General features: G+C 46.4%; 11 protein-coding genes. 10 read left to right on the top strand and 1 reads right to left on the bottom strand.

Going from position 1 to position 15,340, the window contains the following annotated elements:
* Positions 1 to 17 precede the first annotated feature (17 nt).
* The 5 genes from K0A89_00055 (at position 18) to purL (ending at position 6,068) form a co-directional block, all read left to right on the top strand.
* Positions 18 to 1,664, top strand: coding sequence for a TCP-1/cpn60 chaperonin family protein (locus tag K0A89_00055; GenBank protein ID MBW6516885.1), 1,647 nt, complete (start codon positions 18 to 20; stop codon positions 1,662 to 1,664).
* A 115-nt stretch (positions 1,665 to 1,779) separates the two neighbouring features.
* Positions 1,780 to 2,955: a hypothetical protein gene (locus tag K0A89_00050; GenBank protein ID MBW6516884.1), complete on the top strand. Its 1,176-nt coding sequence runs from the start codon at positions 1,780 to 1,782 to the stop codon at positions 2,953 to 2,955.
* A gap of 17 nt (positions 2,956 to 2,972) precedes the next feature.
* Positions 2,973 to 3,227: a hypothetical protein gene (locus K0A89_00045; GenBank protein MBW6516883.1), complete on the top strand. Its 255-nt coding sequence runs from the start codon at positions 2,973 to 2,975 to the stop codon at positions 3,225 to 3,227.
* A gap of 105 nt (positions 3,228 to 3,332) precedes the next feature.
* Entirely contained in the window at positions 3,333 to 3,899 is a 567-nt protein-coding gene (locus K0A89_00040) for a CBS domain-containing protein (protein MBW6516882.1), read from the top strand.
* 24 nt (positions 3,900 to 3,923) lie between these two features.
* Positions 3,924 to 6,068 (top strand): phosphoribosylformylglycinamidine synthase subunit PurL, encoded by a 2,145-nt coding sequence (gene purL / locus K0A89_00035; GenBank protein ID MBW6516881.1) that lies wholly within the window; start codon positions 3,924 to 3,926, stop codon positions 6,066 to 6,068.
* Positions 6,069 to 6,079: 11 nt separating this feature from the next.
* Here the strand turns inward: purL and K0A89_00030 are convergent, their stop codons facing one another.
* On the bottom strand, positions 6,080 to 7,111 hold the full coding sequence (locus K0A89_00030) for a DPP IV N-terminal domain-containing protein (GenBank protein ID MBW6516880.1): 1,032 nt from the start codon (positions 7,109 to 7,111) through the stop codon (positions 6,080 to 6,082).
* 146 nt (positions 7,112 to 7,257) lie between these two features.
* Here K0A89_00030 and purB point away from each other — a divergent pair, with 146 nt between their 5' ends.
* The 5 genes from purB to K0A89_00005 all read left to right on the top strand — a co-directional run.
* Positions 7,258 to 8,595, top strand: coding sequence for an adenylosuccinate lyase (gene purB / locus K0A89_00025; protein ID MBW6516879.1), 1,338 nt, complete (start codon positions 7,258 to 7,260; stop codon positions 8,593 to 8,595).
* Between the two features lie 516 nt (positions 8,596 to 9,111).
* Complete coding sequence (locus K0A89_00020; protein MBW6516878.1) at positions 9,112 to 9,330, top strand: hypothetical protein; 219 nt, start codon at positions 9,112 to 9,114, stop codon at positions 9,328 to 9,330.
* Positions 9,331 to 9,333: 3 nt separating this feature from the next.
* Positions 9,334 to 10,470: a hypothetical protein gene (locus K0A89_00015; protein ID MBW6516877.1), complete on the top strand. Its 1,137-nt coding sequence runs from the start codon at positions 9,334 to 9,336 to the stop codon at positions 10,468 to 10,470.
* Between the two features lie 28 nt (positions 10,471 to 10,498).
* On the top strand, positions 10,499 to 10,711 hold the full coding sequence (locus K0A89_00010) for a hypothetical protein (protein ID MBW6516876.1): 213 nt from the start codon (positions 10,499 to 10,501) through the stop codon (positions 10,709 to 10,711).
* Positions 10,708 to 15,340: cadherin-like domain-containing protein (locus tag K0A89_00005; GenBank protein ID MBW6516875.1), on the top strand; the 4,633-nt coding region annotated here is incomplete at its 3' end. The genes K0A89_00010 and K0A89_00005, both read left to right, overlap by 4 nt.

The following is a 15,340-nucleotide window of genomic DNA, read 5'->3' as shown; positions in this document are numbered from 1 at the left end:
TAGGAGGAACAATAGGTATGGCAGGACAGTTAGGAGGACAGCCAATATACATTCTGCGGGAAGGGGCGCAGCGCTCTCGGGGCAAGGAAGCACAGAACAGTAATATCATGGCAGCAAGGGCAGTGGCCAATGCGGTTCGCACAACCCTGGGTCCCAAGGGAATGGATAAGATGCTGGTAGACTCGATGGGCGATATCGTCATTACAAACGACGGTGCCCAGATATTGAAAGAAATGGATATCGAGCATCCGGCAGCCAAGATGCTGGTAGAGGTTGCAAAGACCCAGGATGATGAGGTCGGCGACGGTACCACCACAGCTACAATTCTGACAGGTGAACTGCTCAAAAAAGCAGAGGAAATGCTCAACCAGAATATCCACCCGACCATTATCGCATCAGGGTACAGGATGGCTTCAGAGAGGGCCAAAGAGATACTTGCCGGAATGGTCCATAAGGTATCAGAGGACGATGAGGACATGTTGTTGAAAATAGCAGGTACAGCCATCACAGGCAAGGGTGCAGAAAGCGCAAAAGATAAACTTGCAGCACTAGCAGTAGCAGCAGTGCGCTCCGTGGTCGAGACCACAAACGGCAAGAAGACCGTTGACCGTGATGATATCAAACTGCAAACCAAGGTTGGAGCCAGTGTTGAGGATTCGGAACTCATCGAAGGGATGATAGTGGATAAAGGCAGGGTTCATGATAATATGCCCAGGCAGGTTGAGAATGCAAAGATACTGCTGCTCAACAGTGCGGTCGAACTCTCGAAGACCGAAGTCGACGCCGAGATCAATATCACTTCTCCTGACCAGTTACAGCTGTTCCTGGACCAGGAAGAAAAAATGCTCAGGGACAAGGTGAACCTCATAGTTGCCAGCGGTGCAAATGTGCTGTTCTGCCAGAAAGGTATCGATGATATGGCACAGCATTACCTGGCCAAAGCCGGTATTTTCTCCATACGCCGCTTTTTGAAGAGCGATATGGAGAAGATGGCACGGGCTACAGGCGGGACCGTTGTCAATAACATGAAAGAAATATCTGAATCAGACCTTGGCTTTGCCGGTCTGGTGGAAGAGCGAAAAGTAGGCGGAGAACCCACCACTTTTATCACAAAGTGCAATAATCCAAAAGCCGTATCTGTGATACTGCGCGGTGGTACCGAGCACGTGGTGAAAAGTGTTGAGACCGCATTTGAAGATGCAACGCGTGTAGTAGGTGTGGTCATCGAGGACGGGGAACTGTTAGCCGGTGGAGGCTCTCCGGAAGTGGAACTTGCCCTGCGCCTCAAAGAATATGCAGCCACTCTCAAGGGCAGGGAACAGCTCGCTGTCAATGCCTTTGCCGAAGCACTGGAAATCGTACCCCGCACCCTGGCAGAGAATGCCGGTCTGGACCCCATCGACAAACTGGTGGAAATGCGCAGCCAGCACGAGCGTGGTATTAAAGCAGCAGGTCTGAACGTATTTACCGGTGAAGTAATTGATATGTGGAACGAAGGTGTCGTCGAACCCCTGCGGGTCAAGACCCAGGCACTGAACTCTGCAACCGAAGCAGCCACCATGATATTGAGGATAGATGATGTAATTGCATCCACGAGGTCTGCGGGTATGCCGCCAGGCGGAATGCCACCCGGTGGTATGCCAGATATGGATATGGATTATTAAATACCATACATTATGCTGTGCCATCCGGCACAGCCTTTCTTTTTATATACACACGCGTAACTGTTAAGAACTGGAATATTCTACTGCTAAGATATAATTCCGGGAGGTCATTCCCGTGGAAATACTCGACACATCAAAACATACAAAGGAAGAATCAATCGAGATATTGAAAAAGGAACTTTCAGAGCATCCTTTCCTGTATCTCACAGGCCCCCAGGGTGGTGGAAAGACCAGCCTGAGCATTATGATGGCAGATGAGAACGTGGGTGCCATCTATGAAGGAAGGGCACGGGCAGCGCAGCCGGTCATAATGATCCGGCGCGATTTGCTGGACAGGATGGAGCAGGAGATCGTGGAACACCGCAAACTTCCTATCTTTGACGGGGACGAGCCGGTATATGTTGACGTGACAATGCTGGACAAGCTCACGTACATTATCGAATCGGTATTTGACCTGATGGAACTCGGTGAGGAAAAGTTAAACACTGATATGGAGCAGTTATTAGCCCCGATTGGCGTAGTGCCCAGGAACCTTGAGGTGATCGCTGATGAGGATATCCTGGTGAGGCGGCGGCTGGAGCGCCATATGGACGCTTCCGAGCGGCTCGAGGAATTGCTGCGAAAGGAGAAACAATACGGCATCAAATCCAACCTGTTCGGTATCCAGGGTGCAAAGGTACTGGATATTATCGGCCGAGAAGGCGTGGGTAAATACGATGACGGGCAGTTCTCAAGGACGGTAGAGGATTTCGACCGTTTAATACCAACCAGGGATATGACATTGGGACAGTGCCTGCTCAAGATGGTGGAAATATCCAACGAAGAAGGTAAAGAATCCGGATTCCTGGTGCTGCATGCAAAGGATGGGACACAGAAGATCATCAGTGACCTTGTGGTAGGGAAAAAAGAAAATTCCATGATAGGTGTCACGTTACTTGAGGTTTATGTAGGGTACAGGCAGAACCGTTCTATGTACCAGGCCTATAAGGGATGCCTTGATGGGCGTGTTGAAGTCATACACTCTTTCACACCCAAGTTGCAGGAAGCAGTAGGGTTGAAGCAGCTGATGGGCCTGAACCTGGACTACTTTACCGAAGAAGATAAGGCTATCGCAGCCGGATTGTTGTCCCAGGCCGATACCTCAGCTGCCGAGAGGTTCGGCATCACTGTTACCGTGGTTGATACTGACGGTAAGATTGAATCATCTGACCCTGAACGGGTGGAAAAACTGGACCGATATATGTATGAAGCATTCCAGGAGTTCAAAGCGAACGATGGTCAGAATACGTAGAACCATTATGCATCACCATGTTCAATTATGTTGAAAATATTGTAGGCTTTTCAAGAGAGGCTTTTTTTGAGGCCTACGACCAGGGAGTGGCATCTGGCGATGAATCGGCAGAGATGGACCTGACCCGTAAGACCTTTGACCGGGTGGCTGAACTGGAATCTGGAGAAAACAGCATCCAGATGATACTTATTGGTATTGAGAAGGCTATCATACTGTATGGCGGAGATAAGTATGAGGTTATTGGAATGTCCCGGGATGAGGACAATCACTGAAGTAAAATAATCCTGCACCTGGAATACTTAGAAAAATTTAATATCAAATGGATGATATTACTCTGAGTAATCAAGTCACAGTATAATTAAAAAGGTACATCGACCATGCTCCTCCCTACACCAGAAGATCTTAAGAAACAGAGGATAAGCCTCAATCTTACCCAGAATGAACTGGCCAGACTTGCTGGTGTGAGCCAGCCCCTTATTGCACGTATAGAAGCCGGTGATGTAGACCCCAGGTTATCCACGTTGAATAAAATATATAATGCATTTGAAGGCACACAAAAAGAGAGAGTCCTGGCTGTAGACCTCATGCACACACCAGTGATACATACTCATCCTGACTCTTCAGTTGAAGAGGCTGTGGATATTATGGAGAAGGAAGGTTTTTCCCAGGTGCCTGTTATTGAGAACGGTGTGCCTGTGGGCAGTATTTCTTCTGACCGGGTTGTGCATTCCATGACAGAGAGGAATACTGAAAAATTGTCCAATATGCAGGTAAAGGAGATTATGTCCGGCTCATTTCCCACAGTCTCAAAAGATGCGGTGGTAATCACCATCTCCCACCTGCTTGAACAGAGCCATGCCGTGCTGGTGGTGGAACATGGTAAAGTGGTGGGTGTGGTCACCCGGCACGATGTGATGAAGCTGGTCCATCAGAAAAAAGGATGATGTAAACGAAAAGGAAATCCCGATATGCTGCCTGAAAAAGATCTGAAGATAATAACAGAAACGCTTGGAAGAGAACCCACATACGTCGAACAGGGATGTTTTTTAAACCTGTGGAGCGAACACTGTTCATACCGCTCCAGTGCAGCTGTGCTGAAGACCTTTCCCACTACAGGTGAGCGGGTCATCATCGGTCCCGGGGACGATGCTGCTATCGTGCGCCTTGAGGACGGCTGGGTGCTGGCCATAGGTATGGAGAGCCATAACCATCCTTCCTATGTGGACCCGTACAACGGCGCAGCCACAGGTGTCGGCGGTATCGTGCGTGATGTCATCTCAATGGGCGCCCGGCCCATAGCCCTTATGGACCCCCTCTATTTCGGGCCGCTGGATAATGAAAAGAACCGCTACCTCTTCGAACACGTGATCATGGGCATTGCCGGTTACGGGAACTGTATCGGTGTACCGGTGGTCAGGGGAGAAGCGTATTTCCATGAGAGTTTCAGCGGCAATCCCCTGGTCAATGTGGTGTGTGTGGGACTGGCCCGCGAGGATAAGGTGGTAACTGCCACAGCACAGAAAGCCGGTAATAAGGTAGTACTTCTGGGTTCGTCCACGGGACGGGATGGTCTGGGCGGTGCATCGTTCGCGTCAAGGGACCTGAGCGAGGAATCTGAATCCCAGGAGCGGCACAGCGTACAGATAGGCGACCCGTTCACAGAGAAACTGGTCATGGAGGCCACTCTTGAAGCCGTGGATAAGGGACTGGTACTGGCATGCCGTGACCTTGGTGCAGCCGGACTGGCAGGCGCCAGCAGTGAGATGGCGGCCAAAGGTGAACTGGGCATCCATATCATCGCTGATAACGTGCATCTCAGGGACGATACCCTTACACCATTTGAAATACTGATCTCAGAGTCACAGGAACGCATGGTTCTGGAAGTGGAACCCGGTAATGTGGATGCTGTACTGGCAATAGCAGAGAAGTATGACCTGAAAGCTAACCTTATCGGCGAGTTCACCCGGGAGACCCGGTACCTTGTAGAGTATAAGGGTGAAGTGGTGGCAGATATCCCCATTCTGTTCCTGTGCGGGGGTGCTCCCTCATCTCATGTTGAATCCCGGTCCGTGCGGAGGCAGCCGGATACCCGCAAACCACCAGTACCCAAAGACCTGAAAGGTATCATCCTCAGGTTACTTGCAAGACCTAATATTGCATCCAAGGAATGGGTATACCGCCAGTATGACCATGAAGTACAGGTACGCACCCTGGTCAAGCCGGGTCATGATGCGGGTGTGCTTCGGATCATCGATGACAAAAAAGGACTTGCCCTCTCATGCGGCTGCAACCCGGCCCATGTTGAGGTCGACCCGTATAGCGGCGGTGCAGGTGCAGTCATCGAGAATGTCATGAACCTTGCCACTGTTGGCGCCCGCCCGCTGGCACTGGTGGATTGCCTGAACTTCGGCAATCCCGAGCGCCCTGAAATTTTCGAACAGTTCCGGCAGGCGGCCCTGGGTATTGGCGATGCGGCCAGGACGCTGGGAATACCGGTGGTGGGCGGAAATGTGTCTTTCTACAATGAAAGTGACGAGTTTGATACTGCCATAGCACCGACACCCAGTATTGGTATGGTGGGTTGGGTGGAAGACCTGGGGCAGATTCCCGGAAGTACGTTCCGGCAGTCCGGTGATGCAGTGATACTGGTCGGCGACACAAAGGACGAACTGGGCGCCAGTGAATACTATGCGATGCTGGGTGAAAAGGAGAAAGGTATGCCTCCTTCGGTTCCTGAAGAACTGGAAAGAACGGTCAATACTTTGATACGTGTCATCGAGTCAGGTCTTGTGACATCGGCTCATGACATATCCCATGGCGGACTGGCAATTGCCCTGTGTGAAATGGTGGGTCAGGCGGGTGCACAGGTGGATGTATCGGGGATATTGCCCCAGGCTGACGATATCCTCTTTTCCGAGTCACTTGCCAGAATTCTTATTACTACTTCACAGCCGCACAGGGTGATAGACATGCTCTCGGGTATTCCGTGTAAACAGCTTGGAACAACAGGCGGGGAAGACCTGGTCATTCAGGTAAATGACCATGAGATCCACCTTAGCAGATCAGAAATTCAAGAGGCAGGTAAGAGCATTTCACACATGATGATGGATTGAATTCCTTTTTTTTAGTTCCTGCCTTTGATAATCTTACGAATAAAGATCAGCACTACAAGGATCCCAATCACTGCAGCAACGATGGTCATCGTGGACAGATTTTTCTTTGTATCCACATCCACTATTATCTGGGTTGGCAACAGTGTAGGTGTCGGTGTGGGTTTAGGTTCAATGTATATGGCTGCAGCCCAGATGTCCTTATTCAGGTCCTGGTAGGATGTGTATAACAGCTTGTTACCATCATGGCTCCAGTCAGGATCGGTCTGGTCCCTTGATTCATTGATGAGAATAGATTTATCAGTCCCGTCAGGTCTCATCACCCAGATATCAAAGTCGCCCTGCTCATCAGTTGCATATGCTATCCAGTTCCCTTCAGGGCTCCAGGTGGGGTCCTTTTGTTCAAACTCGTCATTGGTCAGCTGAATTATATTTGTGGCATCCGAATCCATGATCCAGATATCACCATCGGATGAGTAGGCTATTCTTTTATTATCAGGGCTCCATGCCGGTGTCTTCACGATAGTCTGGAAAAAGGTCAGCCGGGAATTATTTGATGTATCCGGGTTCATGGTCCATATCTCGTAATCATAGTTCACTCGACCCAGATAGAGTATTTTCGTGCCGTCATTATTCCAGCTGGGATTCTTCTGGTCGGTCTTGTTGGTGCTCAGCTGGCGGGACCAATTTTCATTCATATCATATATCCAGATGTCAAGATGCCTGTCCCGCTTGAATGAATACTGCGAAGTGTATAGTATACCGTTTTCACCCCAGTCCGGCTCGCCCACCCAGTCAGTGCTCTGCAATAAAAGTCTCTTATCTAATGTGTCGGTATTCAGTATCCATAGCTCACTGCCGTACATACCATCCATTCCGTAAATAATGGAGGAATCATCAGGACTCCATGCTGCATCGTATTCATATGCAATATTGTCCGTAAGCTTTAACTGGGCAGGTGATGTCGGTGGATTTTCACAGGTCGCTGATTGTGCAAACACTATCAGGATTAAAAATAAGACAATTGTTTTTTCGATTGACCTCATAGTTTCCCAACTTTATTGTAATGAACAGTAAATCCGTAATATTTTTCAAAGCCTACAGTAACATTGGATATAGTACCTTATAAACCTAATCATACTGGTGGCATTTAAGTTTATTAACTCCATTATCCAGTCACAGGTGAAGTGATATGGCAATACATCCGATTGAATTCCGCTACGGTACTGCTGAGATGAAGCAGGTATGGAGTGAAGAGTCTAAACTGAGGAAATTGCTCCAGGCAGAGGCAGCCCTCGCAAAGGCCGAAGCCGATGTGGGTATGATCCCCAAAGACGCGGCCCTGGAGATTTTGGCAGCGAAGGAAAATGTAAAGCTGGAAAGGGTGAACGAGATCGAGGATGAGATCCACCATGATATGATGGCTGTGGTGCTGGCATTGTCAGAGCAATGCAATGATGAGGGAAAATGGGTGCATTTCGGTGCCACGTCAAATGATATGCTTGATACCCAGCTTGCCCTTCAGATACGGGACAGTATACAACTGCTACGCAGCAAAACAATAGCGGTCAGGGATGCTCTGGTCAACCGGGCCGATGAGCACAAACATACGGTCTGCGTGGGCCGGACCCACGGCCAGATCGGTGTACCCACAACGTACGGCCTGAGGTTTGCGGTATGGGCCAGCGAGATGGACCGGCACCTCACACGGCTGGACGAACTCACACCCCGCGCGACCGTGGGCCAGATGACCGGGGCAGTGGGTACCCAGGCTGCTTTCGGAAAGGATGGTATCGAGATACAGCGCCGTACCATGGAATACCTGGGGCTGGGCAGCGTTGAGGTATCCACCCAGATAATACAGCGGGACCGGCATGCAGAGTTCGTGATGTGGATGGCAAATACTGTTACCACGCTGGATAAGATATGCGTGGAGCTGCGCACATTGCAGCGCAGCGAGATAGCCGAGGTTGAGGAGAGTTTTGGCAAGAAGCAGGTGGGGTCGTCCACCATGCCTCACAAGCGCAATCCCATCAAAAGCGAGCAGGTGTGTGGACTGGCACGGATAGTCCGGGCCATGGTCGAACCTGAGTTGTTGAACAACACCCTGTGGGATGAGCGGGACCTGACCAACAGTTCCAGCGAGCGCATCATTTTCCCGGAAACCTGCGTGCTCACCGACCATATCCTGAAACTGGCAGAGGGGATTATTACCAATCTGCGGTTCTATCCGGAGAACATCAGGCGGAACCTCAACCTTATGAAGGGGCTCAACATGGGTGAGGCAGTGATGATAGAGCTGGCCAAGCGTGGTGTAGGCAGGCAGGAGGCCCACGAGATAGTGAGGAGCAGTGCCATGGAGGCCCATGAATCAGGGAAACATATGAAGGATGTACTGGTGTCAAAGCCTGAGGTTACTGAATATATCAGTGCTGATGAGATCGAGGGGATTATGGACCCGGAGGGGTATATCGGGACCGCAGTGGAGCAGGTTGAGGCTGTGGTGGGGCGGTTGAGGAAAAAGGATTAATGTGAAACAATTTCGAATGCAATATTGTTGATATTGTCTTTTGTGGCGCCTGTGATAATTGGGGGAATAACGTTACGAGTTTTCACAATTCGAACAATGTCTTTTCGAACTCTACTGCTGTGTTCGGGGCAAGCCAGAAACCATCTTCTAGCATTTGCTGAAATATCGCAAGTGACTCATTTTGTCGATCCTGTTAATCCGGTCTAATAATTTTCAAATTATCCTTAGATTTGAAGTGGATACAGATTTTCCTTGAATCAAGTGCTTTTTTTTCCAACATGAGAACCTTTGGGCATATTTTTGTGATTGTGCCTTCCTTTGTTATTGGTCGCTTATCGCGGGTATATAAAATTATGAATATATTTGTATAAAAATATTAAAGAAACATCAAAAGATTAATAAGTCATGATTTTTGATGAATAACCAAATATCCAGAAAATATCTTGAACAAAATCATCAGGGTGATTTCGGTATTTACTCAATTTCATAATTGGAATTCCATGGGTGGATTGCAAGATGAAAAATAAGCAGGGTGGTAATGTCAAGTATATTCCTGCAAAAAATGTAAAAAGAAGCGAGAATAGCATAATTCACCGCTGGATGTCGATGCTGAAGGCTGGCGTTTGTACGGCAGCGGCGGGCGCAGCGGCGCTGTGGGTGGATGGCAGTGCGGTCCAACAGAAGGCAATCACTAACAGAATGTGTTTACTGAATAAAATAACAGATGAGGTGTAGGTTATGCGGACAAGATCAATAATTATTACAATCGTTGCTGCATTGCTGCTGTTCTCAGCGGCTTCGAATGCAGTTTATGCAAAGGGACAGGGCAGCTTGATCAATGAACTGACAGAGATCGATTCCTTCCACCCGCCGGCGGCCGATGATCCGGGAATCATGATGTATAACGAATGGCACTACTTCAATGTGATCGATGAAGAACAGGACCTTTCATTCATGACTACATTGAGATTATGCGGGAATATATATGATCTATACAATCCTTTAAACGGAACAGCTGTTGTTGTATTAAGCTATTCCACACCGGGTGGTTCAAATATGACCGTAGATCCCTACCCAATGTTGCTGGCGGAATATTCAAATGAAATGCCCGATCTTCGAATCAACAGCAGTACGGTCACGCTGACAGATGAAGGATACCATGTACATGTCGAATCTGCTGATCGCCAGACGGTTTTTGATGCCCTGTTCAAACCATTTACCGAGCCGGCCCCGCTTTTTGTTGCACCTTATGAACAGTATGGACAGGACCGGGTGATCAACTGGCTGGTTGCCTCACCTAAGATGAAGGTAGATGGTACACTTACCATCAGGAAAGGAACGGAGCTGGAACAGACATACACTCTGGAAAACACAAGAGGTTACCATGATCATAATTGGGGCTACTGGCTGTGGCAGGACGATATCGGATGGGACTGGGGACAGGCGAGCGAGAGCAGGAACCACCTGGATGGAAATGATGTGGGTAAATATGCATTTTGCTTTGGGAACGTTACCAACAATGGACATAACAAATCAAGAGGGGCGGTCCTGAATATATGGAAGAATAAAAAGATAATTGCGGGATTCGAGGATGGGGAGATACAGATCCAGCACGAATATATGACCATACTACCTCAAATACCTATACTCCAGAACAATTCATTCCCATGGGTAACAGTCCTCACTGCCAGTGATGGTGAGAACAGCATGGTTATTAGCTTTAGTACCGAAGACGTCACCCCGCTTCCAATATGGATTGGAGTTAACAAATATCTGGTAATATGGGAAATGACCGGGACCTACGTGGTCAATGGATGCATAGATGGGAAACCTGTTTCGTACACATCGAAAGGATTTATGGAATATGTGGCATGAGAAATAGAACCAATAGGAGGAAACATAAATGAAAAGCAAACAGAATTATAACGTAAACGTTATTCCCGCAAGGCGTAAATGCATTATGGATATTTTTACAAAAAACACAGGGGGTAGTATAACTCGCCCTCTGCCGCTGATGTTGCAGGAATGTGGTTGTACAAGAACAGCGGGCGCGGCGGTACTGAGTGTGGATGGCGGCGCGGTTTTTATGAGTGAGCAGATGGAGGTGAGTTTATGAAATGTGGGATGAGACAATGGATGCTGGCAATGATTGCAGTCATATTCATAATTACAGCTGTAGATATAGGAATGGCTGAACAAATAAAAATAACTGGAGATGTAACTGGCGATATTTGGCTTAAAAGTCCAACTGATACTCCTGAATCGCGCCCTATCAGTGATATGTATGTATCTATAATGGATTGGGATCTAGAGAGTAAAAATGATTTAATGAAACGTGTACAAACGAATAGTCAAGGTCATTATGATACAGGTTGGGTTGAAACAAGTGGATATGATTCATTTTTAGATCCTGAAGCTGAAGTGTATTTATTCGCTAACTTGATGGGTGAGCATATTAACGTAGTTGCTGGCCCTGAAATTGACCATAATTATGGGGATCAACGTGGCGAATTTACATATGATATAGATTGGGACGCAGGAGATGCAATAAATGTATTTTATCATGCAACTGTAGCACATAAATATTTCAATTCTTTCGGATATGAGATGATACCTGTAGAAATAAGTATTTTAGATAATTTAGGTAGTGGATATCAAGGTGGAGTAACATTTGGTAGCCAAACAATTCATCTTCAAGCTGGTGAATATGCTAGGATGAGTGATATAATATTTCACGAATATACCCATGCTGTAATTAATAATATCTATCATGATACCCTACGCATTAGTGATCCTAATGAAGCGGCATTAGGAGAGGCGATTGCAGATTATTTTGCCGTAAGCATGAATGAAGGGATTAATGACGATGGCGATTCTCGAATGGGAGGTACATCAAGAGATTTATCAGAACACTTTGATATGGAACTTTGGAATGATACTGGTGATAAATATGAGAATTCAAAAATACTTTCCAGTACCCTCTGGGACATTCGCCAAGAATTGAGTCATGACATAACTGATCGATTAATATTTGAAACTTTGATTTTTTCACAACCAGTTTCATTTGAACAGATGCATTACTACATGCTTTTAGTGGATGATGATAACGAGAACATACATGACGGAACCCTTAATGGCGAAATAATATCTAATGTATTCAAAGGACATGGAATGGACTTTATTAGCTATTCTCCTGAAGAACCATGGTTCTTTGAACAATTCAATTCTGATGGTATAACGGAAATTCCATTTGGCGGAATAACAAACGAAAGAAATGTTGTTTTGAAGGCATCGGTTGACAGTTTGGGTATTGGTTCTCGTTCAACCGTTGGTGTAATTGAACCTGATCTTCAGTTGGAAGTTGAAATAAAAGCTGTTGGAACAGCTTTCGAAAATAATCCCAGTTGCATCTCAGGTCCAGCAGTAGTTCCTGTAAACACGGCCTATGTGACATGTTCGGACTTACCTACAGGACAATACCACTGGCAGGCAAGAGTAAAAGATGTTTATGGTGCCACAGGACCCTGGGTCAGTGCAGGTGAAAATCTGGAAAGTGATCCAGACTTCATAGTCACTAATAATCCTCCTAATCAGCCTACTTCTCTTATTCAGTGGGACTCCGTGGGCGCAACTGAAATACCTCTTGGTGGAATCACAGATGAAAACACGGTTTTATTTGATGGTGTGGTTTCTGATCCTGATAATGACGATGTCCAACTAGAGGTAGAAGTTAGACCTCTTGGAACAGCTTTCACTGACACTCCTACATGCATATCAGATCCTGCAGTAGCTTCTGGAAGCCGAGCCTCTGCAACCTGTACAGGTCTGGCTGACGGGCAGTACCACTGGCAAGCGAGAGCAAGGGATTCAAACGATGCGACAGGACCCTGGATCAGTGCCGGAGGAAATGCTGAAACCAGTCCAGACTTTGAAGTTCGAATCGGTGGTCGCACAGGTGGTCCCGATCACTTCGGCTACATCTACAAAGACAGTAACTCAGTTGGCGGTCCCAATTACGATTGGATAGATATAGCATCAACAGGTACAAAGATAATTACAAATTGTGATGACTGCTATGTTAATAACATCCCGGTAGGTTTCTTCTTTAATTATTATGGCACTGACTACAGTCAGCTCAGCATAACCAATAACGGTTTAACCCTTGCAAGTGGCGGGACAAGTCAATGGACGAATCAACCTATCGGAAGCAGTAGTCCTCATAACTTCATAGCACCATTCTGGGATGATATTGTTACCTGGGATTGGATAGGAGCAGATGCAATTTATTATCAGACTATTGGTGAAGCTCCAAATAGAAAATTTGTTGTTCAGTGGAATGATAATTATCATTACTCTAGTTCGCCATCTGGAATAACTTTTGAAGCAATCCTCTATGAAGGTACCAATAATATAATATTCCAGTACCAAGATGTTAATTTCGAAGTTAATAGTTGGGATAACGGTGCCTCCGCTACTGTTGGTATTGAAAGCGCTAATGGACAGGGACTACAATATTCATACAACGAACGTGTAATTAATCCTGGTCTTGCAATCCAGTTTAAGTACCCGCAATTTGCAGGTACCAACATGTATCTCTCCAAACAGGCTCCGGCAAGTAAGGATCATGGTAGTTCAATGACGTATAATTTGTACTATCATAACTTCGGTGATACACAAGCTCAAAACGTTGTGCTTGAAGACACATTACCAGAAGAGTTAGAGTTTATTTCAGCATCAAATGGAGGCACCTATGATCCAATCACTAGGAAAGTTATTTGGAATATTGGAACTGTTGCCCCACTTGGTCACGATTATAGGACAGTGACAGTTAGAATTGATGATAATACAGCTGTTGAAACTGTTATTCAAAACAATGCAAGAATAGATACTTCGACTCTTGAAGTCAGGTACGACGATAATGATGCAAATGCTCAGACAAGAGTAACAGGTTCAACTCTTCCACCTGATGTAAGTGTTGAACCTAACAACGGTGGAACTACACCTTCAGTTTACTGGCAAAATCCAATAACGTATTCATATAACAGTTGTGATACTGCAACTGGTGTAGATATAAGGATTCACATAAATGACGGTGGTTCTGACATTACAGGAAGCATGACAGGAGGTCCAACCGAGTGGACATACACTGCAGCACCATTTTATCCAAGACATGGCACAGCTACAATAACTTATACAATTTATGGCTGTAGTCAATCAACTGTTAGCTTTAATATCTACATCGATCCAGCAGGATATATCTATGACATCATTACAGGAGATCGTATAGCTGGTGCAACGGTTTGGTTGCAATGGTCTGATGGTGCGGGTGACTGGGTAAATGTGCCGACAAATGTTCTCCCGAATGCAATAATGCAGCCTGATACAAATCCACAAATTACAGGTGTGGATGGAATGTATCAATGGGACGTTTTGGAAGGATCTTATCGTGTGCATGTTGAATCGGATGGATATTATCCTGCAGATAGTATAGTTGTCAGCATACCTCCGCCAGTATTTGATCTGCATGTTGGATTAACCAGGATACCATCAGCAAATCAACCACCAGTTGCAGAAGATGACACTTCTAATACTGATGAGGATACAGGGATCACAATCGACGTGGCAGATAATGACAATGATGTGGATGGTAATCTCGATCCTTCCACCACTACAGTTATTTCCGATCCTTCACAGGGTACTTTAGTGAATAATGGTGATGGCACTATTGCCTATAATCCAAACGAGAATTATTTCGGTATTGACAGCTTCACCTATGAGATCTGCGATATAGATGGAGAATGCGATTCTGCTTTGGTAACCATCGATATTAATCCGGTAAATGATCCGCCAGTTATCTCCGTTGATATAGATTCGCAAACCGTGCAGTATAGCGATGGAATAACTCCCATCACGGTTTCAGTAACTGACATTGACTCATCGTCCCTTTCACTTTCAACGAGTTGGACAAAGGATGGAGGATCTTCACAACCAAACCTTCCTGCTGATCTGAGTCAAAACCCAGAGAGTTGTGAAATTGATGGTGCTTCTGTGACATGTACCTGGATACTGGAGGGACAGGCACAGGTCGATGCTGGCAACTATGAACTCACGTTCATAGTAACAGATGAAGTGGACAATAGTGAAGAATATACTACTATCATTGTTGAGCCTGAAGACGCTGCATGTGCCTTGAATAGTGAAAATTCAGTTGCAATTCAAGTTGCTTCTCCGGGAGGGATTTCCGGGGCTTTCTCTCTAAAAGTAGATGTAACCGAAGCCCTGCCAGATAACATTTTAGATGTTCTTCAGACTCCACTCCCAGGTGATATCAGCTTCTCAGAAGTCTCAATGAGTCTTGTGCCAGTTGGCCCTGGCCCAAGTGTAAGTCCAATATCAACATGCACAGGGAATGTGGACGGAACAGAATACGATGCTACCAAAATAATTACCTGTGAATTCGATGAAGTAGAGGTCAATACATACTCCGTGCAGGTCACTGTAGACGGAGGCTACTACACTGGTTCGGGCGAAGACGTGCTAGTGATCTACGATCCAAGCTTAGGTTTCACAACTGGTGGAGGTCATTTCCTGTGGCCTGAGACTGGTGAGAAAACGAACTTTGGATACACCATGAAGTACAATAAGAAAGGTACTAACATTCAAGGAAATCTGCTTCTGGTGCGGCATCTTCCGGATGGAACAATTTATCGGGTGAAGAGCAATGCTCTCTATGGCCTAGCTCTTG

This window comes from ANME-2 cluster archaeon, assembly GCA_019429385.1.
GTDB lineage: Archaea > Halobacteriota > Methanosarcinia > Methanosarcinales > Methanocomedenaceae > Methanocomedens_B.
This window is presented reverse-complemented; position numbering and strand designations above follow the sequence as displayed.